Consider the following 26,213-nt stretch of genomic DNA (forward strand, 5'->3'; position numbering starts at 1 on the left):
CAGATTCCTGCAGCTGCAGCTGGTGTGAACCTTGCCTGGGCTTGTCTCAGTCATCCATTTCTGGGCATGTACCGGACCGAGGACCTGTCCACACGGACTGCTGGAGGACGAAAGCCCTCCATTCGCATCCTTCCTGCGGCGCAGCATTCCCCCTCCGTGGCAGCTGTTCTGGGACTCACTGCCCCTGAGGAGATTGAGGGGGCTTGAGGCCGAGTGACCGATGTCGATCGTCTGGCGCGCATTCACTGCTCTAGGTGAAAGATGGTGTGGCCGGTGGTTCCTGGGAACGAGGGCGAGGAAGACAGGTCGACATGATCGGCGTCGTCCGGCCATCGTTTGAGTCCAGGCAAGGTCAATAAAGCCTCTGAGGGCTCGAACTCCCTTTCGGAGTACGTCTGCGACGGTGTTGAGCAGCTCAGGCTGGAGCTCGAATCGTGAGCCCCTGTCCCAGGTCATCGAAGTGGAACAAAACGCACACGCTTACGAGGTACTGGCGTGCCGTCGCTTCTCGTGCGAGCGGCGCTTCCCACCTTCGGCATATTGGCCTACCTATTGCGCTGGCGACGAGACAGCACGATCCCGCTAACACGTCCACATTCGATGAGCGCACTACCGCTGCCCGCGCGCATCCCCGCCGCCCCGACGGGCCGTGGCTGAACGGCAAAAGTGCTCTGTTGCCCTACGCGGTTACTGCAAGGCAATCGGTATGCCCTTTCACTTGCCCTACTTCAAAGGCTTGCGGGACATCGCGGCCAGGAAGCGCCATGACACCTGTTTTCCGGGGAGGCCGTTGAGGCTTCCAAACAACTTGGCCCAACGTGCCCTTGAGTCTCGGAATCCACTGTGCTCCGCCTAGCGAGCTGGCCCGACGGAGGTTTCCGTCTGCGGTGAGACTTTGCATCTGCTGGCCACGCAAGAGTCCGCCCAGAGCTTTGTCCTCCTTGAAGTAGCGCGCAGTATTCGGGCAGCTTTCCCGCAGGTCAGGGCTCGCGTCGTGCAGCAAGTGGAATGATCTCGTCATGCCCGCTGGGGGCACTACCGTTTCTCCGAGGTCTCATCATGCGTCTACTTTCAAGCACGCTGCCACGGCCCGCGCCGGCAGCCCTCCTGAGATGGAGGATCAGGCGCAGAGCCTGTGCTAACCCTCATACACCAGTACCGTCCACGCTGGGATATTTCGGGCGTCTCATCAGAAGCCATCTGTACAGCACCTGTAGCGGCTGACCACCGTCGTATCGGCCGCGGAGCCTACCCCTGAAGGGGCGGCGTCGATCATCTCCGCTGGCTGAACGACCAACGCTGCCTCACTGCACCCTAGTCCCGAAGTTCCCTGAACGACTCATCCTGCGTACCTCCGGAATACCTAGCCCACGAGGAATCATGAATAGTCCCCTCTCACTCGATACTTTCGTCGCGAAAGCGGCCACCGTCGTATCCGCGTTGCTGATCCTCCTTCTGTTCATCGGGGCACAAAGCAGCGCCGCTGCCCCGCTGGCGCCTGCCACGACGGTCGTTCAGACGACGTCCGCGGCTCCAACTGGACTCGTCTCGCCCTCCCAGGACCTCACGAGCGTGAAGCTCACCTGGGACGCGTGGAACAACGCGCCGCGCTACCGCGTCCAGTTCTCCACGAACCCCGACATGTCCGGCGCCACGTACTACCGGTACGGCACAACGAGTGCGACCGTCACGGGACTCACGAAAGACACTACGTACTACTTCCGGGTTCGGGCGCTCGCGGCCGACAACTCGACGGCCCTCAGCCCGTACTCGAGCGCGATCAAGGTGAGCACAAAGACCGATTCCCCGTTCCCCACGGGCCTGAAGTTCACGGAGCAGAGCGAGTTCGGCATCAAGCTGGCCTGGGACGCATGGAACAACGCGCCGCGCTACCGCATCCAGTTCTCCACGAAACCCGACATGTCCGGCGCCACGTACTACCGCTACTACACCACCACCGCCGACATCCGTGGTCTCACACCTGACACCACCTATTACTTCCGCGTCTCGGCCATCTCCGCCGACGGGACCACCAGCCTCAGCCCCTACTCCAGCGCCATCACCGCCAGAACCGCCCCCGCAGCCCCCACTGCAACCCCCGCACCGACCGGCCTGAAGTTCACGGAGCAAAGCGAATTCGGCATCAAGCTGGCCTGGAACGCCTGGAACAACGCACCTCGCTACCGCATCCAGTACTCCACCAAATCCGACATGTCCGGCGCCACCTACAACCGGTACTACACCACCACCGCCGACATCCGTGGCCTCACACCCAATACCACCTACTACTTCCGCGTCTCGGCCATCTCCGCCGACGGCACCACCAGCCTCAGCCCCTACTCCAGCGCCATCACGGCGAAGACAACGCCGTCAAGCCAACTGGGCCCCATCAGCAATCCCCTCCGAGTGGCCAGCTACAACATCAAGTGCGCCAACTGTTTCGCTGGAGACCCCAACGAGCTTCCCTGGTCAGACCGCCGCGCCTCAGTCGTGACCAGCATCAAGAACCAGCATCCCGACGTCATCGGAGTGCAGGAGGCGTCCCAGGGCTGGCTCAAGGATGATGCCCGGCCGGGAGGCATTTCGCAGTTCGAGGACCTCGCCGAACGACTGAACAGTGCCGGAGCGCCGTACAAGCTCACGAACGTCAAGCGGAACAACTGCGTCAACCACGCGACCCCGACCAACTGTGTCTACCAGTACCAAGGCGCTTCACAGGGAACGAAGCTACTCTTCAATTCCACCACCGTCGACTTGCTGAATGAGGGCTCCTTGGCCCTTCCATCCCTGTCCGGTCAGGACAACGGCCGCTTTGTGGCCTGGGCGACCTTCAGGCAGAAGTCCAGCGGCAAGCGATTCTTCGTAGCCAACACGCACCTGCAGTCCGGAGGTGGCGCAGAGTACCAGGTGCTTCGCGACCAGCAGACCAGGAGCATTCTGGCGGAGATCAAGCTGAGGAATCCGGAGGGCCTTCCCGTTCTCATCACGGGCGACCTCAACTCCCACAAGTGGACGGATCCGGCCAACGTTCCTTACGACGTCCTCACGGCAGCCGGCTACGTGGACCCCCTGGGCAATACGTATGCGACGGACCTGCCAAGCTCCAGCGCAACTGTCGAATCGAGGATTGGCACCTTCTACGACAGTTTCAATGCCTTCAAGCGCTTGGCTAATGCACGGAACGACTACGGCAACGGAACCTACCTCGACTACATCTTCACCTCGAAGATGAGGGTCGCGCAGTGGGAGACCGTGGTGAACGTCGATTCCAGCGGCAATTTCATCGGTGTCATCCCTTCGGACCACAATATGATCCGGGTAGACGTCCAACTGCCGTAGGACCACACTGCTCCGCGGAGAACGCCGATGCGTCCTCCGCGGAGCAGCTATGGCTCAGAACATGCTCACGCTCTCCTCGAGCTTGCGGTCCAAGGCCAAGTGCATTTCTCGACTCCACCGGGCAGTGACGGCAGAATCAGAGAATCGCTCAGCAGTGGCACGCGCTGCCCGGCGCATGGTCCGCAACTCGCCGGCCGGCAGGGATACGATCGTCGCGATACGTTGCGCCACCGCGGCCACATCGCCCGGCGCTACCAGGAAACCGTTCACGCCGTCTTCGATGAGATCAGCCGGGCCGTAGGGGATGTCGTAGGCAATGGGCAGGCAACCTCCGCTCATCGCCTCCAGCAGAACCAGGGGCAGACCTTCGGTGGTACTCGTCAGCAGGGTGAACGAGGCGGACCACAAGTTATGCCGTGCGGTCTCACTGAACCCCGGCAGATGAACTGAAGCCTTTAGCTCCGTCTCGTCGACGAGTTGCTCCAGCCGGCCCCGGTCGGGACCGTCACCAAAGATCGTGAGACTGCATTCTGCTCCCGAATCCCTGGCCATCCGTACGGCCCTGATTGCGTGCTGTACACGTTTCCGTCCGTTCAGGCTCGCAAGCATGACGCCGACTTCGGGGTCGCGATCCTGATCCGGGTCGAACGGCACGAGTTCCGTACTGTTGGGAACTACTCCGGTCGAGGCCAGGGCGCCATACACCTCGTTGACGTCCCTCTTCTGCGCGGCTGTCAGTAAGATCACCGCGTCGAACGAGGACAGGCGCTCAAAAGTGTAGCGACGGACACGGCTCAGTTCCCCGTGCGGCGGCAGCTGACCGGCTGCCATGTGGGAGTTGTGCACCAGGTGCATGGTGATGACATTCGGCCTGCGATACCGCGTGATGAAGTTTGCTGTCGACTTGCTGTCGATGATCATGAAGGTTTCCCGATCAGCGACAACGACATCCAGCCAGAACAGATAAAGAGGCCACATCTGGTTCCAGGACGCCACGTGGCACCCGTCGCCGTCGCAGAGCGAGACAAGCCGGCCCCCCTCCGTGCCGGGTTCGTCCAGGTCCCGGCGGTCGGACACGTACACCGACCCGTCCGCCCTCAGATAGTCGATCTGAAGGACGACAGCGCCCGTCGCGTCGTAGCGTACTCTCCTCCGCGGTTCTCCCGCGAAGAGCTCAGCCTCGCCCTCGCCCGGGGCAATGCGTTGGTACGCGCCCTTCACACGCGGGGCGGATCGGGCTGAACCGAGTGTGGTGTCCGGCAGAGACCGGAGTTCGTCCCATAGATTGCGGAGCCGCATGCCGGGGATCATAGCCCCGCTCGCCTCCAGTTCGCAGGCGATGTCCGGATAGTCCGGCTGATAGTCGAACGTGAGCACGTCGACGTGCTGCCCGCCCTCCGTGACGAAGGCTCTCGACCGCCGGAGCATCGCGCTGGTCATTCCTCCGTAATCGAAGGGTATGCCCCAGGTGACCGCGCAGTGGTACCCGTCGGGTAGGACGTGCTGACGAGTGACCGAGCCGGAATGCAGCATAGTGGTGTGGTGCCTTTCGTGTTGGATCCTGACGTACGCTGCCGTAAGCGATCAGCTGAGAGTCATACTCATACTGCCGTGGCGGGTGGAGTAGACCCGGAGTGACACGGGGTCGCCGTGCAGCGGCATCCTCGTGGTGGCACGGCTGCCGGCACACCTTGCTTCCAGCGTGAAGTCGACCGTACTGGGTCCGAGAGATCGGGTCGCGGCAGGATCAAAGTCGAACAGGAGGCGGTAGGCGCCGTCCACGGTCGCGACTGCTTCGCTCGCCTCGACCCGGAAGAAGTCCTGCTGCTGCCGGGCCCGCACCGTGCAGAAGAAGGTGGGGACGGACGGAAGATCCGTATCGGCCGACGACACCTGCGCCAGGACTTCGATCCGCAGCCGCCCACCGGATCGAACGCAGTAGTCGGACGAAGGGATGGCAACAGTGAAGACGACGGGCGTCCGGTGCTTGCGTTCCCATACCTCCCGCATCACCTCGGCCCATCTCGAAACGACCGAGGAATCCGAGAAATCCTGAGCCCGCTCCAGGGCGGCCGTGCGGAGGGCGAGTTGCTCTTCCTCGGGCAGTGCCAGGAAGGCCTTGATGCAGTCAGCCAGTTTCTCGACATTCCCCTGCTCCACGATGAAGCCGTTCACGCCGGACTCGATGACCGCCGCCGGGCCGTAGGGCATGTCGTACGTGATCGGGACACATCCCGCCGCCATGGACTCGACAAGCACCAGGGCCAGGGCTTCGGACGTGCTCGTCAGGAGTGAGAATGACGCTCGCTGGAATGCCAGGCCGACCTGCTTGCTGTGGCCTCGCAGCCGCACGATGTCCCCGACCTCTAGCTCGCCGATGAGAGCTTCGAGGCTTTCGCGCTGGGAGCCCTCGCCGAAAGAATCGAGCTGTACCGGCAGGTCCGTGGACGTGCGGACGCGATGGACAGCCCGGATCGAGTGGTCAACACGCTTCCGACGATTCAAGGACGCTGCCTGGATGCCCAGCCCTGGTACCCGATGGGCGGTAGGATCCACCGTCCCCCCGATGCTCCGACCATTGGGGATCACGAAGGAATTGCCGACATCCGCATACCGCAGGTGCACGTCGCCCGCCTGCTGCTCGGTCAGGTAGACCACGCCGTCGAAACGGTCCAAATGAGGAAACACCTCCTTCGCTGAAGGCGTCAGCTCGGAGGCGAAACCGCCATTATGCGACATGAGATGAGATTCGTGGATGACATAGAGCAGCACTGCGTTCTCGCGCTTGAAGGTGGCCATGAACCGCGCCGTGTTCTTGTTGTCGACGACGAACCAGGCAGGCGAATTCCCGACGAGGAATTCCAGCCACGCACGGTACAGCCCCCACGATGAGCCGAACCGCCGGATCGGCCGGCCGTCTCCGTCACACAGGATCAACGACCGCCCCCCATGGGTGCCCAACTCACGGGCGTCGTGACGATCCGACAGGAGGAGTGAACCATCCGCGCGGAAGTGATCGACCTGCAACAGGGTCCCGTCCACCGCGTACCGTGCACGACGGGGGTGAGGTCCGTCGAGGTCGACCACGGGCCCCGACCATGATGCAAGCGGGGCGAACTCTTCGAAGGCCTGGTTGAGGTCGGGGCCGTCAAGGTCCTCGACCAGCGACGGCAGGTCCTCCCAAAGGTTCAGGACGGAGGTGCCCTCCGAGAGGAATCCATCCTCCGACAACTGCTCCCGGACCTGTCCGTAATCCCGGAAGTCGTCGAAGGTGAGGATATCTACCGGACGCCCGCCGGACTCGGCGAATGCGCGCGACCTGTGGAGCATCGCGTTGGTCCGCCCTGCGAACTCCGTCGGCAGGCTCCACGTGACCGCGAAGTGTCGCCCCGCCGGCAACACCGGTGCTATCTGCTCTCCGTCTGCTGCTTCAGGCATGTTTTTCCCCCCAGAATCCTCGTGTATCGACAATTACCTTGCCCTCGAGACTCTCGAGTGGAATCTCCCGGAACCGGTCGTGGTCCACCAGCAAGGCCACCAGGTCGGCTGCATCGACAGCGTCCTGCATCTCGCACCACTCCACATTGGCGATTCCCGAGACGACCGAGGGCAGATTCCGCCTGTCCCTCAACGGAGTTGCCACCAGGAGTCGAGCGTGGGGTGCAGCAGCCGCCAGGCGCTGCACGATCTCGACTGCCGGCGACTCCCTGATGTCGTCGATATTCGCCTTGAACGCAAGGCCGAGGCAGGCGACGACCGGCTCGGCCAAACCGTCGATCCCCGCGAGCACCTTGTGCACGACATGCCCGGGCTTGCTGTCGTTGACTTCGCGGGCGGTCCGGATCAGCGTCGAGTTCTCGGGGTCCGCTGCGACGATGAACCAGGGGTCGACGGCAATGCAGTGCCCGCCCACGCCCGGACCCGGGCTGAGGATGTTGACGCGCGGGTGATGGTTCGCCAGGCGGATGAGCTCCCAGACATCGATACTCAAGTTCTCGCTGATGATGCTCAACTCATTGGCGAACGCGATGTTCACGTCCCGGTACGCGTTCTCCACCAACTTGCTCATCTCGGCCGTCGCCGCATCCGTGATGTGGATCTCGCCCTGGCAGAACGTCTGGTAGAGCTGCCGGGCGGCCTCGGCCGCGTGCGGTGTCAGCCCGCCCACGACGCGGTCATTGGTGACGATCTCGATCATGATCCGGCCGGGTAACACCCGTTCCGGACAGTGCGCCAGGTGCACCACGGGCTTACCGTTCGTCCCGTCGAGGCTGAGGTCGGGTCGCAACTCGAGAAGGAAATCGCCGAGGCGCTGGGTGGTACCCGGAGGCGACGTGGATTCGAGGATGATCAGTTCCCCGCCCTCGAGCTGCGGAGCTATTCCTTCCGCCGCCGCATGGATGTAGGACAGGTCCGCGCTCTTGTCCGCCATGAACGGCGTCGGGACAGCGACGATGTAGGCGCGCGCCCGGGGAGTCGTCGTTGCGGCACTGAGTGCTCCCTGGCTCACGGCACCGGCTACGTGGACACCGAGGTCGGGTTCCACGAAGGGGACGAGTCCGTTGTTGACGGCATCGACCGTTCCCTGATTGACGTCCACGCCGACCACCGATAGGCCGGTGGTGGCGAGGACTGCTGCCGTGGGCAGCCCGATATAGCCGAGGCCGACGACGACGACGTCGGCCCGGTCCTGGTTGCCGGGGGTCGGGTCAGATGTCAACGTGCTCATATGGCCTTCCGTAGAACTTGAGATCGCCCGTCGCAAGCAGTTCGGCATCATCGATCTGCCAGGTGTGGCCGGACCCATTGCGCACCTGGACGTAATTGAACCGGTCTGCCGAGTAGATGGTCCCGCCGCCGGCTGACACGTTCCTCAGGAACGCTGTGTCCTCACCGCTTCGAAGGTCGGGGAAGGGATTGTTCCGCAGGAGTTCTGCGTGCGCCACGATGGTGGGGCCCATGACGAAGTCGGTGAAGCGGTGCTCCCGCTCCCCCGATCGCAGGATCACTGCATCGGACGCCGTGAGGTGCATGTAGTGGGCCTGCTTGCCCACCGCGTCCGCGCCCGAATACTCGAGCGCGAACAGCTGGTCGCTGAGGTAGTTCGGGCCGTAATGGTCATCGTCGTCCATCTTGGCCAGCACCTGCCCGTCCGCCGCTGCAACGCAGCGGTTGAGGCAGGCACCGAGAGTGGTCTCGGCCGGTTCGGCGAGGAACACGACGTCGTCGATCCCATATGCCGAGGCCATAGCACGGACTTTCGGCTCCGGAAGCGGAATGCCGTGGGCGAGGAGCACCAGCTGGGCACGGACCCCCGTCTGGCTGCCGATCATACGGCAGATGTGCTTCAGCTGTCCCTGGCGGAGGGTAGGCACGAGTGCCGACAGCGTGGGGCGGTCCACGGGCCGGCTCCTGGCCGGCACCACTGCCGCGACAACGCGTTCAGCGCGGTGGGCATAGGTGTGACCTGTCCAGATACGCCGCTGCGCCAGGTGGGACGTGCGGTCGTTGAGTTCGGAGTTGCGGACGAGGGCACGAACCAGCTGTGTGGCTTCGAGACGCGTCGCGGCGACCGGGACTTCCCCCGGTGCGAAGAACTCGGGTATGGCAGCACTGGGCGCCGAGATCACGGGCGTGCCGGAGGCCGAGATCTCGAAGATACGCCTCGCGCACATGCTCGGTGAGTCCACGACCGAGTTCGCGTTGAGGAACACCTTGTAGGCCTTGTAGGCGGTCAGCATCTGGTCATATCGGAGGCTTCCCACCACGCGGGTACCGAGCGGCGCAGGGAACTGGTACCTGACACCGCCGTTGAGCAACCGGGAGAAGATTTCCAGTCCGTGCTTCATGCCCGGCGAAGCGTCCATCGCCCCGCCCAGCAGGAGCTGCAACTGCTCCCTCCGCTCGGGGTACTTATGGGCGAAGTACGTGCCGGCGAAAGCGACATCCCTCGAGTGCCGCCCGTGCACGGGGCGGACGGGATTGTGGATGGCCGATTGAGCGGCGAAAGGCAGCACAGCGACGCGCTCGTGGCCCAGGTCCTCGCAATAGGACGCCATGCGTCCCTCGTCGGAGGTGAAGACCCAGTCAGCGAGCTTCGCCGCTGCCAGGAAATCCGCGTAGTGGGGCGGGTCCTCCTTGTTCCAGAACACCGTAGGAAGCCCGTGCGCCCGGCACCAGGCCATGAGCTCGCGGAACTCGGGAGCCGGACCGTCCGCACCTCCCAGCTTCCCGCGCCACAGGCGGTTGTTGCCGGACCAGGCGGACTCGACGAAGACGAAGTCGAGGCGCTCATTCTCGCATTGTTCCAGCCAGCGGCGCGGATCGAGGGGCAGGATCGTCCACTCGTAGGCGAAGGCGGATGACGAGAACTCGTCGAGGATGACCCCTACCCGGAGTTCGCTCCTACGGGGGGCCCTGCGGGCGGCGGTCGTTGGCGCGAATGAAAGATGCCTGCGGCTCCCCCGCCCACTCCAGGCTCCCTCTGCCCCGCGCAGTCCACCGGGGATCGATCGATGAAGGTCCGCCCTCTCCCGAGCACTCCAGGCCCGAAGTTGCTTCATCCCACCCCGGCGCAGGTGCCAGAGCCCGCGCCGCAGGCGCGCCACCGCGGCGGCAGTACCGCGGATCATGCCTTCCTGCGCCCCGAGCCCTGGGCTTCCACCTCGGTGACGACCAGCGAGCTTCGGGCTTCCTTGCGCAGCTTCGCCGCAGTGTCGAAGTTCCCCTTGGTGAGCTGGCGCGTGTACTCCAGGTAGGCCTTGGTGACTGAAGCAGGGTCACCGTCCATCAACAGATCACCCTGGTCCAGCCACAGTGTGCGGGTACACATCTCCTTGATGGTGCCGAGGCTGTGGCTCACGAGGAAGACGGACCCCGCTCTGGCGCGGAGCTCGTCCATCCGCTCCTTGCTGCGTTCCCGGAACTGGGCGTCCCCGGTGTTGAGTGCCTCGTCGATCAGGAGTATCTCGGGGTCCACACTGGCGGCGATCGCGAAGCGCAGCCGGGAGGACATCCCGGACGAGTAGGACCGCATGGGGAGGTGGATCGCCTTCTCCAACCCCGACAGGTTGACGATCGACTCGAACTTGTCGTCGATCTCCGCCCGGGTCAACCCCATGGCAAGACACCCCAGGATGATGTTGTGATCGCCCGACAGTTCGGGGACCAGTGCTGCGTTGACCCCGAGCATCACAGGAACGCTCGAGGCGTAGACCGCTCCTCCCGTCGGGTTGCTCTGCCCGCTGATGAGCCGCATGAGCGTGCTCTTCCCCGAGCCGTTGCGCCCGACGATGCCGATCGACTCGCCGTGCTGCGCTACGAGGGACAGGGTGTTCAGGGCATCCACCGCGACGAGCGGGGTCCGGCCGAGCACCTTCCGTGCCAACCCGCCGGCGCCACGACCGCGCGCCGCTTGGTGCTCCTCGGTGGAGGGAACGTGGTAGCGCATGCTGACTTTGTTGACGACCACGGTGGGACGGGTGCCCCGGCTGTCACCGTCCTGCCTATTCGCGTGCATAGGATTCCTCTGCCTTCCAGAAGAACACGATGCCGAGTACCAACAGTCCAAAGGCCCATGCCGAGAGGATCGCCCACGAAGTCCAGGACGGAAGCGTGGCATAGAGTACGCAGTTCCGGACGATATCGAGAACGTTGAACATCGGATTGAGTTTGACGATCGTCAGGAGTGCTTGGTGCTCGATGAAGCGGTCGTAGGAGAAGAACACCGCCGAGGCATACATCCACACGCGCAGCCCGAAGCTCAACAGGTGGGTGATGTCGTTGATGCGCGAGATCATCCGGGCGAGGATCAGTCCCACACCGAGGTTGAAGACCGCCTGGAGAAAGAGCGCAGGAACGATCAGTAGCCATCGCCACGTGATGTCCTCCGACGGAGGGAAGAGCAGGATGAGGATCAGCATGGTGATCAGTACCGGCACCGAGGCGAGGATCTCGCGTACGTTGACCGAGATCGGCAGCGTAGCTCGCGGAAAATTGAACGCCTGGATGACCGCCTTGTTTGCCTGGACGGACCGGGCTCCGTTGGTGATCGCCCTCGCGCTGATCTGGAAAAGGAACACGCCGATGATCAGGTAGCCGATGAAGTTCCCGATGCCCCGGCTGGTGTCGAGCAGCAGACCGAAGATGAGGTAGAAGGTCAGACCGTTGAGGATCGGGTTGAGGATCATCCAGGCACTGCCCAGGCGGTCCCTCCTGTTACCGGTGCTGACCCTGGCGCGCGCGTCGTAGACGATGAAGCCACGATGGCTCCAAATCTGCTTCAGGTATTCGAGGAGGCCGGGCCGAGCACCGATACGCAGCAACCCGGCCGTCGAGACAGGCACCACCCTCACTCCGGCTGGCTCCGGCGTCGCCTGCCCATTCTGCACACCATTCGCCATCAGGATGAATACTCCAAATGCTGGTAGGCGTCGGAGAGCTGCGAGGCGTTGTACGACCAGATGCGCGTCGCCAGTGCTTCTGCACGTCCGCTCTTGCCGAAGTCGACACGTTCCGACCCATCGTCCACCAGGTGCCTGATTGCCTCGGCGAGTTCCTCCAAATTCTCCGGCCCGACCAGGAGGCCGGTGACGCCGTCCCTGACGATCTCACGAAGAGCCGGGAGATCACTGGCGACGACGGCGCGCGCACAGGCCATCGCTTCCACGGGCTTGAGCGGGGTGACCGCGCTGGTCACGTCGAGGTTCATGCGAGGAACCACGAAGATGTCCAGGGCCTGGTGATAGGACCGTGCCTCGTGACGGGGAACACGACCGGTGAAGGTTACCTGCGACGCAATTCCCAGTTCGAGGGCCAGGGACCTCAGGGCGGGGGCAGCGGCACCGTCACCCACGATCAGGCACCGGAGCTCGGGGTGACTCGGAACAAGCAGCGCGACCGCATAGAGGAGCGTGTGCAGTCCCTCGTAGTCGACGAGGCTGCTGACGGTGCCGACGAAGATGCCGTCTTCGGGCAATCCCCGCAGGCGCCGTGCTTCGCCCGGGGACAGGGGCTCCTCCAAATACTCGTCGCCCACCGCGTTGCGGCTGAGCAGGATCTTTTCCTGCGGCACTCCCCTGCGCATAATCCCCTGCTTCATAGCCTCACCCAATGTCACCACGAGGCTGGCTTTGCGCATCACCTGTGCTTCACGATCAGTGAAGAGCTTATAGCGTTCGCTGGCTATCGCATGCGCGGGGCGATTGGAGGCCCAGGTGTCGGCCAGCTGGCCGCGCACTTCATACACCCACGGGATGCCCAGGGCACGCGCGACCTGCTCCACCACTATTCCGTTCGTGAAGGGCGTCGTGGCGTGCAGGATGGCCGGTTTGAGATCCAGCGCGAGCTTCAGGAGTTCCTCCGCCTGCTGCTGCAGGCGCTGGTCGAACCCCGCAGCCATCGGCACCGGGAGCAGGCGGTGGTAGCTCACGCCGTCGAGCACGTCCATGCCTCGGGCAAAGAGCTTTCCGACCTGTACCGGGTACCCCACACGGGTTGCCGCGTGTATGGTCCAACCGGCCTCGGTCTGTGCTTTGAGGAGGGAGTGGGTGCGCTGTGCGTAGCCGCTCCCGGTATGGGGCAGTGAGTTGGTCAAATGGTGGAGGACCGTTCGTCCCGCCGGTGCATAGCCTTCCACTTCGCCGAGAGTCGGCGTCCAGCCCTCGAAGACGCGCAACTCCCCTGCAAGCCGTTCCGCATGCCGGTCCTGTCCTGCCTCCCGGAGGACGCCGACGGCGCCAGTCATATCACCGTCATACCAGTGCCGGCGCGCCCGCAGCCCTGCCGCTGCGGCGCCGGACCCGGCAAGGGTCAGGAGCGCGTCGGCCTCACCGAGCAGGCCTGCAGCGAGCGCAACGTCGGCCAGGCGGCGCGCGCAACCGCTGTTGATGCCGCTGGCGGAGGCTCCGCTGAGGATGGAGCGCACGGTGGAGGTCTTACCGAGGAGGTGAGCGGAAAGCGCCTCGACGACCGGCATGCGGATCCAGGGAACCGCGGATAACCGACCGGTTGCGCCTGCGACCCGACGGACGATGCTGGAAGGAAGCCTGCGGCTGGCCTGGATGGCCAGCAGCACAGGATCATCCTGGAAATGCGTCAGGGCCGTCGACGCGGCGATCCGAAAGTTGCCGATGAGCCGGGTCATCCTCACAGACGGGGTCTTTCCGCCACCTCGGTGAGGAGGTCGATGTATGCCTGGCCGAGGGCTTGCACGTTCGCGTTGTTCTGCACCCAGGTCCTGCCCAGTTCCCCGACCCGCAGCAGCTCCCGATTCTCGGCGAGGGCATGCCACAGTTCCGCAACTGCACCTGCGTTGGACGCCACGACGTGCCCGGCTTCTGCTTCTTCAAGGATGCTACGGGCCTCGCCCTTGACGATTCCCGTGACATGACGGCCGACGGACAGCACCTCGTAGGTCTTGGAAGGAATGGTGGTATCGAAGGACTTCCAGTCATCCCTCAGGCTCACGATGCAGCTGTCGGCGCGCTCGTAGTAATCCATGATTTGCGGGCCGTGAATCGGCGCGTGGAACTCCACCGGAGCATTGAGCTGCCTGGCGAGGGCCATGAGGCCGTTCCGCTCCACACCGTGACCCACAAGCGTCAGGCGCATCTTCGGTCCCACCAGGGCGGCGGCGCGGATGGGAACGTCGAGCCGCTGGCTCTCCCCGTGGTTACCGAGGTAGAGGACCTCAAGGCGGTCCTGCCGATCGGCAGGGGGACGCAACTCGCGTACGGCCGACATGTCGATGCCGTTGGTGACGGTCGCAACGTTCTTGAGGCCGCGTTCGCGGAGCGTGTGGGCGAACCCGTAAGTCACCGTCACCACGAGGTCCGCGCGGTCCTGGATAGCGATGATCACCCGTTCGGCAAGACTTTTCGCGCTTCCGCGAACGATTCGAGCGTCCCGCGCGATATCCGGCCAGGCATCCCGCATGTCGACGACCAGCGGCCGCTGCAGCATGCGCGATACGACAAATCCCGCCCCGAGGATGGGAAGACTCGGCACTGTCACGATGACGACGTCGGGCCGGGGAGCGAAAGTTGCCACCGGAATACTCATGGCGGCCGAGAACAGGTGGTTGACGAGCCGTCCGCTCCGGGTGGTGCGGTGCCACAGGAAGGGCACCCGGCGAATGTACTCGCCGAAGTCACCGCGGTCCATCCGGAACGGGCGGCCCGCTTGGTGCTTGGCGAGGGTTCGCCTGCCGTGCGGAGCGTGCGCGACAGGTGTCACGACATCGACCTCCCAGCCCGTGGACCTGAACGAGCGGACGAGCTGGGTCCACCGGCGCTGCGGCGGGCTGTGTTCAGGGGCGTAGGAGTGCGTAAGGAGCATGACACGCAACCGAGCAACCCCCTAGTGAAGATCGAGACCAGATTATCCCGCTCATCCTAGCCCCCAACACTGCAACGCCTAGTATTTGCGAGCCGTGCCGCCCGACCGCAGCTTCCGGTAATAGACAACACCCAATCCAACCAGCAGGAGGATCATCAGGACGCGCGTAATCGGGTTCGTCCCGATCGTCTGGCGGTTTGAGGCCTGATCGGTGTCTGCAGGGCCCACCACCGACCCATTCGTCTCGGACGGAGTAGGCACTGCCGAAGGACGCGCAGACGCGGCCGACGCTGGCCTCTCCCTGGTCGGCTTCGCGGTCGCCTCCGTTGACGGCGAAAGCGACGGCGACGGCTTCGGCTCGCTTTCCGGCGACGTTGACTCCTCCTGAATATCCTCCACCAGATCCGACACCGAATCCCATCGGAACGATGTGTAGGTAAGCGAGCCGGGGATCACGAGGATGTTCGTTCCCGGCTCGATTAGGTACCCGGTGGGAGGGTGGATGAGCCATCCGGTCACGGGATCGATCTGGAAGCCTGTGACCGGATCGACATCACTTGCAGGTTCTTCCACCGGCGAAGGTTCAGGCGACGGCGTCGGATCAGGAGACGGCGTCGGATCGGGCGCGGGGGCCGGAGCCGGCGCGGGGGCCGGAGCCGGCGCGGGGGCCGGAGCCGGCGCGGGGGCCGGAGCCGGCGCGGGGGCCGGAGCCGGCGCGGGGGCCGGAGCGGGCTTGGGGGCCGGAGCGGGCGGAGTCACTACCGCGGTCGGACGAGTCGTCGGGACGACCACGGGCGGAGTGGGACTTGCCGACGGACTTGGGCCGGGGACCGGTGTGACGACCGGTTGCAGTGGAAAGGTCGTCGCCTCGGCGGGCACGGCCAGAGGCAGGAGAAGGACGGACAACCCGAGAATCGCGGACCAGGTGGTCCGCCGCACGGTTGTTCCCCCGCTCGTCATCCGCCCACCGGGCTTGTGGCCAGGTAGTCGTCCAGGGTGTCGCCCTGCAGCGCGTCGGCAACCTGGGCGACGGCCGCATCATCCCTCACCACGATCGACTGACCGTCCGCCGATGTTCCTGTCCCCAGGCTGGGCAGCGTGAAGAAGTCGATGTCTCCGCCCCGCACCCCGCGAAGCGACACCGCAAGCGAGCCGACCGCCCCGGCGTCGAGGGTCGCGTCCACGGCAACGAACGGCGAGACCTGGTCGACGACCTGATACACCTTCTTGGGATTGGTCAGAGTGTCCGCGGTGAGCACTTCGCTGATGACCGCCTTCACGAACAGCTGCTGGTTCTTCACCCGCTGGTAGTCGCCGTCGCTGAACGCGTAGCGCTCGCGGACGAATTTCAATGCCGACTCACCCTGAAGGGTGATGGGTCCTGCTGCGAAGTACTTGCCCTTGCTGCCCCGCGACTGGAATGCGACAGGATTAACCACCTGGACCCCGCCCAGCGCATTCGTGAGGCCCTTGAAGCCTTCGAAGTCGATACTCGCCACGTGATCGATGCGCGCGCCGAACAGGCCTTCGACGGTCTGGACCACGAGCGGCACACCGCCGAGTGTCATGGCAGCGTTGATCTTCGCTTCGCCGTGGCCCGGAATGTCCGTCCAGGTGTCGCGCATGATCGACATGACCTGGATGTTCTGACGGTCGGCGGGGATGTGCATCAGCATCATGGTGTCCGCACGGCCGTCCGAAGAATCGGTGGACGCCGTGTTGCCCAGTTCTTCCGGCGTCGCCTGCGAGTCACTCCCGAGCAGCAGGATGTTGACCGCACCCTCTGCCTCGGGCGCCACCGTGGGTCGCGATTCTTCCGCGGGAAAGGCCGTCTCGATCGTTTCGGACCCCGCATTGAAGGATCGTGCAAGGGAGAACAGGTACCCGCCGGCGACGAGTGCCGCTACGACGAGAAGCGAACCGAGGACCAGGAAGGTTGTGCGCACCGGGTGCTTGCGACGCCTCGGGGTCACTCGTCCTTCGGCTTCGGTGTCGAAGTCGTAGTCAGTCATCAGGCTCCCAATAGGTGTAAGAGTTTAGTCCATCGTACGGCGCCCAGTTGGTGAAGAGGTGAGGCGGCCGATCTGGTCGCCCACCGTGCTCGGCGAGATACCCTGCCGGCGGGGCGGCTTCGGGACTGCTGCTTCAGGACTGGTGCCGGCCCCGCCGCCGGACGGCGAGGACCGCGACGGCGACGAGCGCGACCGCGAGGATCCCCGCGCCGATCCACGCGGCCGGGGCCGGGGACGACGTCCGTGCCTCCTGTACCGCCTGCGCGGTGCTGCGGGCGGTGGGCGTGCCGGAGCGGCTCGCCGGCGGGGTCGCGGTCGTCAAGGACGTCTCGACCGGGGCCACCGGGGCGGGTGTCTCGCCGGCCGGGGCAGGCGTACCGGAGGGCGACGCGGAGGCGGAGGCCGTTGCCGTCGCCGTGGCCTTTGCAGTCGCAGTCGCCGGTGCCGTCACCGGTGCTGTCGCTGTTGGTGCCGGCATCGGCGCCGTCCCCCCCGGGCCCGGATTCGGAGCGGCGATCTCGCCGTCGACCTCTCCAACCTGGCCCGTGAGGGCGTCGTAGCGCAGGTTCGTGTAAATGAGGGTGTCAGGGAATACGAGGTTTCCGGTTCCGGGCTCGATCAGGTACCCGGTAACAGGGTGGACCAGGAATCCGGTGCGAGCGTTGATGGCGAACCCGGTCTCCGGGTCGATACCCGACGTCGCCGTCGGGTCGCCATCGGGTGGAGCCGGTTCGCCAAAGGTGGCGGCCGGCTGCGGCTGCTGTGCCACCACGGGTTGCTGCTCGGCCGGCGCAGGCAGGACGGGGGCCGGCTCGGATTCGACCGCGGATGCGGCCATCGGTGCGGCGAGGACCGAACCCGCGAGGAGGGCGGCAGCGGCCGCGGACAGAATCCTGGTGCTGGCGGTTGTCGGGGTGCGGCGGTGGGGCGCGTTCATGTGTCCTCGGCTCGGGCTCTCGCCCCCGACGGGCTGGAAGGCGACACGCGGGGTGCGGGTGGAACAGCAGCCTGAGACCGGCTGCGGCTCTCGAATCCTACTGTCAGCGGCCTTCCCCACCCTGCTTTCCAGGGAGGACGACACCGTCGTGTCGCTCCTGTGCACGGGCCACCTACTAGGGTGGAGCCATGCCTGCCCTCCCCCGTGTCGGAACCCGCCTGGTGCCTGCGGCGGTGCTGCTTCTCACGCTGTCCGGCTGTGCCCCGGCAGTGGATGTCGACCCCGCCGCCGATGCCGCGAACGCCCGGTGCGCCGACGTGATGATCGCCCTGCCACCGACGGTCGCCGAGAACGATCAGCGCGAGACGACCAGCCAGGCGACGTCCGCCTGGGGCGATCCCTCGAAAGTGGTCCTGCGGTGCGGGGTGACCGTTCCGGGACCCACCACCGACCCCTGCGTGACCGTGAACGACGTCGACTGGGTGGTCCGCGAGGGGGATCCGGCCTGGACCGCCACCACCTACGGGCGCGACCCTGCCGTCGAGGTCCTCTTCGACCCCGACGAGGTCGCGTCGAGCACGGTCCTCGTGGAACTCGGGGACGCGGTGTCGAGGATCGGGCAGACGCGGGCATGCGTGGGACTGTCCGACGCGACCCCCGCACCCTCGGGCGGCTGACCGTCCCGCCGGCCATGCACCCCAGCACGAACCATCCCGACCGTACCGACCAGCAGGAGGACCCGTGAAGGCCGAGCAAATCTCCGACGTCTGCACCTTCCACGGCGAAGGCCCGTACTGGGACCCACGCCGCAGCGAGCTCCTGCTCGTCGACATGATGGAGGGCGACGTCCTGGTACGCCACGAGGACGGCAGCATCGACCGCCACGACGTGCACCCCCGGCTCGCGGGTGTGATCCGGGGCCGGGAGTCGGGCGGCTACGTGGTCGGGGTCGAGCGGGGATTCCTGTTCGCCGACGACGCCTTCTCGGTTCTCGAGCACGGACCGGAGGCATTCAGCGATGCGGCCGTGCGCATGAACGACGGCGGCTGCGACCCGGCCGGACGCTTCCTCTGCGGATCGATGGGGTGGCAGGGCGGCTTCGGCCTGGGCACCCTCTACTCCCTGGACACGGACCTCTCGGTGTCCACCGTGCTGACCGGCGCCACCATCTCGAACGGCCTCCACTTCTCCCCGGACGGGGGGACCGCGTTCTTCAGCGACACCCCCACGGGGAGGATCGACGCCCTCGGGTACGACGTGGGGAGCGGGCGGTTCACCGATCGCCGCACGTTCGCCGTCGTCGAGCCCGCACTCGGTATGCCCGACGGCATGGCCATCGACGCGGAGGGCGGTATCTGGACCGCGCTCTACGGGGGCGGGGCCGTCGCCCGCTACGACGCCTCGGGCAGGCTCTCCGAGCACATCCCGCTGCCCGTCACGAACGTGACCGCGTGCGCTTTCGGTGGGACGGACCTCGGGACGCTGTTCATCACCACCACGCAGGAGAACATCCCGGCCGGGTCCGAGCCGACGGCGGGGGCTTTGTTCGCCGTCGAGCCCGGAGTCGCCGGCACGCCGCTGCCGATGTTCAGGGGGTAGGTTTCCTCCAGGCTTCCGAGTTCTCGCGACACACGGTAGTTAGTGCATACGCTTCCATCGAACCAGGCACTGAACCGGTCCATCCCCTGCGAGCCCATCCGGAAATCCGCGGGAAATCGACTTCTCAGGCTGCAGGCACAACGGCACCACGATCCTTCTCCCCGACATGGCACAGGAACTGGCCGAGCGGGCCCTGCCGGCTGACAGGCCGGGACATCAGACACAGTCTCCGGACCAACCAGGTACTGCAGGCCTTCGTTTTGGTTGTCGTCACGTGACGACCAGCGTCGACGCGACGCTGGGCACCCCGTTGCTGTCCACTGCGAACAGCATGTAGTTGCCCGGTACGAGGATCCCGGGGTCCGTAGGCAGCCTCAACGACGCCGTATTGCCGGACACCGATGTGGGGGTCAAAGGAATGCGCCGCTGGTCGGTGTTCACGGTGTGGGTGACGGTGCTCATGCGCATCAGGGCGAACGACTTCACCGGTGCACCGGTGGTCACCGCGATGGTGCTGCCGACAGTGGCACTGGTGGGCGCGCTGACGATCCCAGGCCGCGCACGCTCGCTGCCGTCGGCGTTCAGCAGGTACGGCGGCGTGAAGATCTCTCCGTCCAGATGGTTCGTCGTGGTGCAGTTGGTACAAAGCCCTCCACCGCCGACGAAGACCTTCCCGTCCGGGAGCAGCAGGGCAACGCTGTGATAGGTCCGGGGCACCGCCATCGGGGCCAGCATGGTCCACCTGCCGGTGACCGGGTTCCAGATCTCAGGAGACATCCGGGCATCCGTGTCGGTGAACGGAACGGGGGTGGCCTGGCCGCCGACCACGAACACCTGACCGTCGGGCAGGGCGACTCCGTTCGCGAACGACCGCGTAACGGCCATGTCACCGGTCCGCTGCACCCGCACCCCGTTGTTAATGTCGATGGTGTACGCACGCGCCGTCGCAGCGACCTTCTGATAGGCGGTCGCACCGCCCACGGTCAGGATCTTGCCGACGTCGTACATCACCGCATCCCCGTTCATGGCGTCCGCGCTGTCCGACCGCAGCCCGGCCGAGGTGATGCTGCCGTCGCCGGTAGTGGAGATCCAGTTCATCTGCCGGCTCGGACCGGCATGGAAGACGCGCCCTCCGGGGGCGGCGAAGAGCCAGGCGTGATTGTCCGCACGATACGGGCCCTGGGGATCCGCCGTCAGGATGCTGTCGACCCCCACGTTCGGCAGGATTCGCCAGCCGCCGGCGCGGGACCATACCTCCCCGCTCTTCGGGGTGGTTCCCCCGGACCAGGAGCCGCCGATGGCGAAGACCTCGCCCGTGGAGGTGGTCACGTTGCTCTGGTAGCCGCGCGCGATCTTCATGTCCGGTCCCGGCGTCCAGGCATCGGTTGCGGGGTTGTACAGGCTCGTCTTCGAGCTGTTGCTGCCGCCGCTGACCATGATGGTCCCGTCGGCCAGCATAGAGGTGCCCGGGCAGAACATGTCGTGGCCCGTGTTCGAGACCTGGGCCTTTGTCACCTTGCCCGTGGTGAGATCCAGAATGGATGTCTGGGTGTACCCCCTGCTTCCCCCGAAGGTGGTCGCGGAGTAGGCGGACCAGGTCAGCAACCTGTTGCCGGGCAGCAGTGCCGCGGCCGCCGGGACGAGGGGAAAGCTGATGGTGGGGCCCCAGGACCCCGCCGACGGACCGAGGATATTGATCTCCGCGGCACTGCTCCAGGGGCCGCGGTTGCCCGCTTCAGAACTCGCGGTCAGTCGGACGTACCGGGCCACGACCGGGGTGAAGGAGACGGTCTTCTCCGCGCTGGTGTCGGGCCATGTGCCGTTGGCGACCCTGCTCCAGATGATGCCGTCGGAGCTGGCCTCGATCGAGTACGCCCCGATCCGTCCGTTCGCACTGTCGGTCCGCGGACGGTAGCGCAGACCGGCCATGCTTTGCGCCGTCTTCGTGTCGATCGTGATGCTGTGCGGCAGCGGTGCTGCCGGTGCAGGCGACCACCTGCTGTGCCAGATCGTCGCCGTATTGCCGTCCAGGATGTTACCTACACGGCCGTTCGCGCGGGCGGTCTCTTCGTCGCTTGCCGATGCGGTCCAGCCTGTGCGAGGGAGGACCCCTGGGGCGGGCGGCGTTGCACCAGCGAGCAGGTTGATTTCCGCTGCGGTGCTCCAGGGACCGCGGTTCCCCGCCTCTGAGGTCGCGATCAGTCGGACGTAGCGGGCGTTGACGGCGGTGAAGCTCACGGTCTTCTCCGTGGCGGAGTCCGCCAGGGTGCCGTAGGCCACCGGCTTGCTCCAGGTGACAGCATCGGCACTCACCCGGATCTCGAAGCTGCCGATCCGGCCGTTCGAACCCGTCGACCGCGGAAGGTAGCGCAGGCCTCCGATACTCTGCGACGCCTTCGTGTCGATGGTGAGGGAGTGCGGCAGTGGTGCTGCGGGCGCGGGGGAATACCGGCTGTGCCAGATCGTCGTGGCACTGCCGTCGAGCACGTTGACAGCCTTTCCGTCAGTGACTGTGGTCTCCTCGTCACTGGCCGTGACCGTCCACCCGGTCCGTGGCAAAAGGGTGGCGGCCGGCTCCACCAGAGCGGCGGGCAGCACCGCATCGTGGATGTGCAGCCCGGCCGCCGGCACAGCCCCACTCTGCTGGGCCAGTACGGAAGCGTGCGCGTGCAGCGCGGCAGGACCGGAGGGCTGAGGGAACCTAGCCGTCCCACATCCCACGACGAGCAGGAGCGCCATCAGGAGGGCAGGCCAGCGACGAACGCGGGAACGTCGTACCGCGCCCGAACGCACCGGTCCGCCCCGCCGAGCCATATCGTCGGCCGGCGATGGGGCAGCGTCCATGAGGTGGGCTCGCCCTGCGGCGACGACCTTCTCGCCGGGCGACGCGGCGGTGTGACCACCCGACGCACGGATGACGCCGGTGATGAAAGCTTGCGTTCGCGAATCCACAGTGGTGCCGTCCTGTTCCCAGCAAATGCAGCGAAAGACCTGCATTCGACACTAGGAAGACGTGGTGTCGCGAGCACGAGTGGGATACACCGGAGATTTGAGACGGGATACTTCCTTCGGGAGAGAAAGATACCCGGACAGAAGTCGAGGCTACGCACATTGGTGGTTGCGCATACGTACTAAATGCTCAATCGGTGTTCGGCATTCCCCGGACCACCACTGTCAAGCGCCCGGGGAATGCCGAAAGTCCTTCGTCGCCGGTCCGGCCGCGGATGGGGCCGGGGGGACGTCAGAGGATCGGCTTGCCTCCGGTGACCGCGATGCGCGCACCCGAGACGTAGCTGGCCTCGTCGGACGCCAGCAGGACGTAGACGGCCGCGAGTTCGGCGGGCTGACCGGCCCGCTGCAGGGGGACCTGCTGGCCGAAGCTCTCCACCTCGTCCTCGGGCATCGTGGCCGGGATGAGCGGGGTCCAGATGGGACCGGGTGCCACCGAATTCGCCCGGATGCCGCGGTCCGCGAGGAGCTGGGCCATCGACGCCGTCATGTTCGCGATGCCGGCCTTCGTCGCCGAGTAGGGCAGCAGGGTGGGCACGGGGTTGTCGGAATTCACCGAGCTCGAGCCGATGATCGACCCGCCCGGCGGCATGAAGGGCAGAACCGCCTTCGTGAGGTGGAAGAACGCGCTGAGGTTGATGGCCAGGGTGCGGTCCCACTCCTCGTCCGGGATCTCCTCGATGGTCTCGTGCGTCATCTGGAAGGCGGCGTTGCTGACGAGGATGTCCACCTTCCCGAACTCCTGGACGGCCGTGTCGATCACGGCCCGGCACGTCGCAGGATCGGCGAGGTCTCCCGGGAACAGGACAGCCTTCCGCCCGGCCTCCTCCACCCACCGTGCCGTCTCCTGGGCGTCCTCGTCCTCGTTCAGGTAGCTGATGAGGACGTCGGCCCCCTCCCGTGCATAGGCGATGGCGACAGCCCGACCGATGCCGCTGTCACCACCCGTGATGACCGCCTTCTTGCCGGCGAGTCGTCCCGACCCGCGGTAGGACTGCTCGCCGTGGTCCGGGGTGGGCTCCATGGCACCGGTGGTTCCGGGCGGTTCCTGCTGCTGCGCTGGCTGGCTCACTGTTCCTCCTGGTGTCTACGGGCAATTCCACCCGCCGGTTCCTTGCACCCTCACCGTAAGCACGCTTAGTAATTGAAGGGAAGCGGCCGGCCGGTCGGAAAATCCGTTGCGCAAGGAGGACACCCACCGTCCATGCAGTACGCAGCCGAATACATCCTGCCCCTGAAGTGGAACGGCACGGGGCCCGTGACGGAACTGGCGCACTACCTGCGCGATCTCGTCCGCTGGATCGATGTCACCGTGGTCGACGGCTCCGACGAGCCCTCCTTCGACCGGCATTCCCGGGCCTTCCCGCCGGAGGTCCGCCATCTACGGCCCGATCCGGAGCTCGTCCGCCGGGGCGGCAACGGGAAGGTGCACGGCGTGCTGACGGGGCTCGCCGCGGCTCGGCACGAGCTCGTCGTGATCGCGGACGACGACGTCCGGTACCGGCGCCCCGAGCTCCAGGAGGTCCTCGAGCTCCTCGAGGAGTCCGACCTCGTGCGCCCGCAGAACTACTTCGCCCGGCTGCCGTGGCACGCCCGGTGGGACACGGGCCGCACACTGCTCAACAGGGCCTTCTCCTCCGACTATCCGGGCACGCTCGGCGTCCGCCGGAGCACGCTCCTCGCGGCGGGCGGCTACTGCGCCGACGCCCTCTTCGAGAACCTCGAGCTCATCCGCACCGTGAAGGCGGCCGGTGGCGTCGAGGCCCGCGCCGACGACCGCTTCGTGGCACGGCTCCCCTGCTCCTCGCGGCACTTCGGCCGCCAGCGGGTCCGCCAGGCCTATGACAGCTTCGCGCAGCCCGGACGGCTCGCCGTCGAACTCGGCCTGCTGCCCGCGGTCCTCCTGGCCCGACCTGCCCCGCACCACCTCGCGCTGGCGGGACTGGCGGTCGTCGCCGTCGCCGAGGTGGGCCGGCGACGGCGGGGCGGACGGCACGTCTTCGGGCCCACGGCCGCCCTGTGGGCACCGGTCTGGCTCCTCGAACGCGCCGTCTGCAGCTGGCTCGCCGTCGGGAGCAGGGCACGCGGGGGTGTGCGGTACGCCGGCGGCAGGATGCTCCTCGCAGCGCACTCGGAGCGGTACCTGCGCGCGCGGCTCGAGCAGCGCGGCATCGCCGGCGCGGCGCCGGCAGGAGCCACCTCTCCCCCGGCAGCGCCCCCACGCAGGGCACCCCGGGAAAGTAAGTAGACTGATGGCTCATGCTGGCCACGACCGATAGGAACCGACATGGCAGACACACTGGGAAGCCCCACCTCCGAGCCTGAGGGCGGTTTCGAACGGGATCCTGCGGACTGGGTCACCGGCGACGAGCCCATGACCGCCGCGCAGCGCAGCTACCTCGACACGCTGGCACGGGAGGCGGGCGAGGAGATCCCGGCGGACATCACCAAGGCGGAGGCCTCGGAGCACATCGACCGCCTGCAGAACAAGAGCAAGAGGCTCGGCGGCGACTCGTAGCCACCCCTCCTGCAGCATCCTCGGATGCTGCAGGGCGGGGCGCTGCCGCCCCGATGCTTGCTCCGGCAGGATCAGCGCACGGCGGCGAAGTTGAACTCGGTGCAGATGTCCTGGCCGAAGACGAACCGGCGGACGGGTGCCGTGCGGGCCTCCGCCAGCGCATCCGACCCGGAGAACCGGATACCGGGGACGCCGTCGCCCACCAGCACCGGGGCAGTGGTCAGGTACAGCCGGTCGAGCAGGCCGGCCTCCAGGAAGCGCGAGACGGTGTTGCCGCCTCCCTCGACCAGCACCTTCCACAGGTCCCGCGCCTGCAGGATGTCGAGGACGCGGCGCGGCGCGAAATCGTCCGCGGCCAGCCTCACCACCTCCACCGAGGCGGGCAGGGCCGCGGGCACCTCCGCATCGTGCCCAATGATCCAGAGGGTGGGCACGCCGTCGTCGGCCAGGACGCGCGCGCCGACGTCCACCCGCGCCGCGGCGTCGAGCACCACGCGGACGGGGCTGCTGCCCGGAACGTCCTCGACGGCGAGCGAGCAGTCCTCGGTGAGCACGGTGGACGCACCGACGACGACGGCGTCCACGAGGGCGCGCAGCCGCTGGAGGTGCCCGTGGTCGCCGCGGTCCTCGTGGAAGCCGGAGTCGCCGGAGCGCGACGCGATGAACCCGTCCAGGCTCTGGCGCAGCTGCCCGACGACGACCTGTCCTGACGCACCGGCCAGGTAGCCGTACCGGTGCGCGAGCTCCTCCGCCTCGCCCGGCGCGGGCGCTGCAGGGACGACGCCGTCGAGCAGGTCGCTCCACGCGTCGGCCGAGGGGGCCTCGTCGTGCCGCATCCGTGCCCGCTTGGTCGCGAGGTATCCCGCGTTCTCCGAGCGCTCGGACACGGGCAGTCCGCGGCGCTCGACGACCGCGATGCCGAGGTCCTCCAGCGCTTCCTCCTTGGCGGGATTGCCGGAGAGCAGGCGGACGGCGCCGATGCCGAGGTCCTGCAGGATTTCCGCGGCCTGGTCGTAGCGCCGGGCGTCGACGGGAAGCCCGAGGGCGGTGTTCGCATCGACCGTGTCCACGCCCCGGTCCTGCAGGGCGTACGCCTTCAGCTTGTCGAGCAGGCCGATGCCCCGGCCCTCGTGTCCCCGCACATAGACCACGACGCCGCGGCCCTCTTCGGAGATGGCGGCGAGCGCGGCGTCGAGCTGTTCCCCGCAGTCGCAGCGCCAGGACCCGAAGGCGTCGCCCGTGAGGCACTCGCTGTGGACGCGGACCAGCGGAGCTGCATCCTGCGCGGCGTGGACGCCGTCGTGGATCCCCTGCGCGAGCGCGACGTGCTCGGTCCCCTCGCCGTCCCGGTAGCCGATCATGCGGAACGTGCCGTGCCGGGTGGGCAGGACGGTCTCCGCGACCCTCTCGACCGTGGCCGGCACGGAGGCGGACTCAAGCTGGGTGGACTGGGTCATGCATC

At 66.3% G+C, this 26,213-nt stretch carries 19 protein-coding genes; 5 read left to right on the forward strand and 14 right to left on the reverse strand.

What is annotated here, in order from left to right; all coding sequences use genetic code 11:
• The first annotated feature begins 1,380 nt into the window (after positions 1 to 1,380).
• Positions 1,381 to 3,339, forward strand: a complete 1,959-nt coding sequence (locus tag ACX80J_RS12310) for a fibronectin type III domain-containing protein (protein WP_459347968.1) — start codon at positions 1,381 to 1,383, stop codon at positions 3,337 to 3,339.
• A gap of 54 nt (positions 3,340 to 3,393) precedes the next feature.
• Here the strand turns inward: ACX80J_RS12310 and ACX80J_RS12315 are convergent, their stop codons facing one another.
• From ACX80J_RS12315 to ACX80J_RS12365, 11 genes are all read right to left on the reverse strand, one after another.
• Positions 3,394 to 4,779 (reverse strand): glycosyltransferase, encoded by a 1,386-nt coding sequence (locus tag ACX80J_RS12315; RefSeq protein WP_459347969.1) that lies wholly within the window; start codon positions 4,777 to 4,779, stop codon positions 3,394 to 3,396.
• A gap of 144 nt (positions 4,780 to 4,923) precedes the next feature.
• Positions 4,924 to 6,777, reverse strand: coding sequence for a glycosyltransferase (locus tag ACX80J_RS12320; protein ID WP_459347970.1), 1,854 nt, complete (start codon positions 6,775 to 6,777; stop codon positions 4,924 to 4,926).
• On the reverse strand, positions 6,770 to 8,068 hold the full coding sequence (gene wecC, locus ACX80J_RS12325) for a UDP-N-acetyl-D-mannosamine dehydrogenase (protein ID WP_459347971.1): 1,299 nt from the start codon (positions 8,066 to 8,068) through the stop codon (positions 6,770 to 6,772). Before wecC ends, ACX80J_RS12320 begins: the two co-directional genes overlap by 8 nt.
• The gene (locus ACX80J_RS12330; RefSeq protein ID WP_459347972.1) at positions 8,049 to 9,971 is read right to left on the reverse strand and encodes a glycosyltransferase family protein; all 1,923 of its coding nucleotides are present in this window, start codon (positions 9,969 to 9,971) and stop codon (positions 8,049 to 8,051) included. The genes wecC and ACX80J_RS12330 overlap by 20 nt, the downstream gene beginning before the upstream one ends.
• The gene (locus tag ACX80J_RS12335) at positions 9,968 to 10,858 is read right to left on the reverse strand and encodes an ABC transporter ATP-binding protein (RefSeq protein WP_459347973.1); all 891 of its coding nucleotides are present in this window, start codon (positions 10,856 to 10,858) and stop codon (positions 9,968 to 9,970) included. The genes ACX80J_RS12330 and ACX80J_RS12335 overlap by 4 nt, the downstream gene beginning before the upstream one ends.
• Positions 10,845 to 11,693 (reverse strand): ABC transporter permease, encoded by an 849-nt coding sequence (locus tag ACX80J_RS12340; protein ID WP_459347974.1) that lies wholly within the window; start codon positions 11,691 to 11,693, stop codon positions 10,845 to 10,847. Before ACX80J_RS12340 ends, ACX80J_RS12335 begins: the two co-directional genes overlap by 14 nt.
• A gap of 47 nt (positions 11,694 to 11,740) precedes the next feature.
• Positions 11,741 to 13,483, reverse strand: a complete 1,743-nt coding sequence (locus tag ACX80J_RS12345; protein ID WP_459347975.1) for a glycosyltransferase family 4 protein — start codon at positions 13,481 to 13,483, stop codon at positions 11,741 to 11,743.
• Between the two features lie 2 nt (positions 13,484 to 13,485).
• Complete coding sequence (locus ACX80J_RS12350) at positions 13,486 to 14,676, reverse strand: glycosyltransferase family 4 protein (RefSeq protein ID WP_459347976.1); 1,191 nt, start codon at positions 14,674 to 14,676, stop codon at positions 13,486 to 13,488.
• Between the two features lie 78 nt (positions 14,677 to 14,754).
• A complete protein-coding gene (locus tag ACX80J_RS12355) occupies positions 14,755 to 15,249 on the reverse strand; it encodes a hypothetical protein (RefSeq protein ID WP_459347977.1) in 495 nt (164 codons plus the stop codon).
• Positions 15,250 to 15,632: 383 nt separating this feature from the next.
• Positions 15,633 to 16,688: an LCP family protein gene (locus ACX80J_RS12360; protein ID WP_459347978.1), complete on the reverse strand. Its 1,056-nt coding sequence runs from the start codon at positions 16,686 to 16,688 to the stop codon at positions 15,633 to 15,635.
• Positions 16,689 to 16,821: 133 nt separating this feature from the next.
• Positions 16,822 to 17,625, reverse strand: a complete 804-nt coding sequence (locus ACX80J_RS12365; RefSeq protein WP_459347979.1) for a hypothetical protein — start codon at positions 17,623 to 17,625, stop codon at positions 16,822 to 16,824.
• A gap of 188 nt (positions 17,626 to 17,813) precedes the next feature.
• Between ACX80J_RS12365 and ACX80J_RS12370 the strand changes: the two genes are divergently transcribed.
• A complete protein-coding gene (locus ACX80J_RS12370) occupies positions 17,814 to 18,302 on the forward strand; it encodes a DUF3515 family protein (protein ID WP_459343401.1) in 489 nt (162 codons plus the stop codon).
• Positions 18,303 to 18,366: 64 nt separating this feature from the next.
• Complete coding sequence (locus ACX80J_RS12375) at positions 18,367 to 19,224, forward strand: SMP-30/gluconolactonase/LRE family protein (protein WP_459347980.1); 858 nt, start codon at positions 18,367 to 18,369, stop codon at positions 19,222 to 19,224.
• A gap of 270 nt (positions 19,225 to 19,494) precedes the next feature.
• Here the strand turns inward: ACX80J_RS12375 and ACX80J_RS12380 are convergent, their stop codons facing one another.
• Positions 19,495 to 21,855, reverse strand: a complete 2,361-nt coding sequence (locus ACX80J_RS12380; RefSeq protein WP_459347981.1) for a discoidin domain-containing protein — start codon at positions 21,853 to 21,855, stop codon at positions 19,495 to 19,497.
• 610 nt (positions 21,856 to 22,465) lie between these two features.
• On the reverse strand, positions 22,466 to 23,305 hold the full coding sequence (locus ACX80J_RS12385) for an SDR family oxidoreductase (protein ID WP_459347982.1): 840 nt from the start codon (positions 23,303 to 23,305) through the stop codon (positions 22,466 to 22,468).
• A 132-nt stretch (positions 23,306 to 23,437) separates the two neighbouring features.
• On the opposite strand from ACX80J_RS12385, the gene ACX80J_RS12390 reads away from it, so the two are divergent.
• Complete coding sequence (locus tag ACX80J_RS12390; RefSeq protein ID WP_459347983.1) at positions 23,438 to 24,481, forward strand: glycosyltransferase family 2 protein; 1,044 nt, start codon at positions 23,438 to 23,440, stop codon at positions 24,479 to 24,481.
• Positions 24,482 to 24,520: 39 nt separating this feature from the next.
• Positions 24,521 to 24,751 carry a DUF3072 domain-containing protein gene (locus ACX80J_RS12395; RefSeq protein ID WP_459343405.1) on the forward strand — a complete coding sequence of 77 codons (231 nt, stop codon included), beginning with the start codon at positions 24,521 to 24,523 and terminating at the stop codon, positions 24,749 to 24,751.
• 71 nt (positions 24,752 to 24,822) lie between these two features.
• On the opposite strand, the gene ribA is transcribed toward ACX80J_RS12395, so the two are convergent.
• Positions 24,823 to 26,208 (reverse strand): GTP cyclohydrolase II, encoded by a 1,386-nt coding sequence (gene ribA / locus ACX80J_RS12400; RefSeq protein WP_459347984.1) that lies wholly within the window; start codon positions 26,206 to 26,208, stop codon positions 24,823 to 24,825.
• Between the last annotated feature and the right edge of the window lie 5 nt (positions 26,209 to 26,213).

The sequence above is a fragment of the Arthrobacter rhamnosi genome (genome assembly GCF_054510975.1).

Excerpts from the sequence above, each read along its gene's own strand:
- ACX80J_RS12330 (WP_459347972.1), bottom strand. The coding sequence starts at position 9,971 with ATGATCCGCGGTACTGCCGCCGCGGTGGCGCGCCTGCGGCGCGGGCTC.
- wecC (WP_459347971.1), bottom strand. The coding sequence starts at position 8,068 with ATGAGCACGTTGACATCTGACCCGACCCCCGGCAACCAGGACCGGGCC.
- ACX80J_RS12350 (WP_459347976.1), bottom strand. The coding sequence starts at position 14,676 with ATGCTCCTTACGCACTCCTACGCCCCTGAACACAGCCCGCCGCAGCGC.
- ACX80J_RS12310 (WP_459347968.1), top strand. The coding sequence starts at position 1,381 with ATGAATAGTCCCCTCTCACTCGATACTTTCGTCGCGAAAGCGGCCACC.
- ACX80J_RS12365 (WP_459347979.1), bottom strand. The coding sequence starts at position 17,625 with ATGAACGCGCCCCACCGCCGCACCCCGACAACCGCCAGCACCAGGATT.
- ribA (WP_459347984.1), bottom strand. The coding sequence starts at position 26,208 with ATGACCCAGTCCACCCAGCTTGAGTCCGCCTCCGTGCCGGCCACGGTC.
- ACX80J_RS12320 (WP_459347970.1), bottom strand. The coding sequence starts at position 6,777 with ATGCCTGAAGCAGCAGACGGAGAGCAGATAGCACCGGTGTTGCCGGCG.
- ACX80J_RS12335 (WP_459347973.1), bottom strand. The coding sequence starts at position 10,858 with ATGCACGCGAATAGGCAGGACGGTGACAGCCGGGGCACCCGTCCCACC.
- ACX80J_RS12315 (WP_459347969.1), bottom strand. The coding sequence starts at position 4,779 with ATGACCAGCGCGATGCTCCGGCGGTCGAGAGCCTTCGTCACGGAGGGC.
- ACX80J_RS12370 (WP_459343401.1), top strand. The coding sequence starts at position 17,814 with ATGCCTGCCCTCCCCCGTGTCGGAACCCGCCTGGTGCCTGCGGCGGTG.
- ACX80J_RS12395 (WP_459343405.1), top strand. The coding sequence starts at position 24,521 with ATGGCAGACACACTGGGAAGCCCCACCTCCGAGCCTGAGGGCGGTTTC.
- ACX80J_RS12390 (WP_459347983.1), top strand. The coding sequence starts at position 23,438 with ATGCAGTACGCAGCCGAATACATCCTGCCCCTGAAGTGGAACGGCACG.
- ACX80J_RS12360 (WP_459347978.1), bottom strand. The coding sequence starts at position 16,688 with ATGACTGACTACGACTTCGACACCGAAGCCGAAGGACGAGTGACCCCG.
- ACX80J_RS12345 (WP_459347975.1), bottom strand. The coding sequence starts at position 13,483 with ATGACCCGGCTCATCGGCAACTTTCGGATCGCCGCGTCGACGGCCCTG.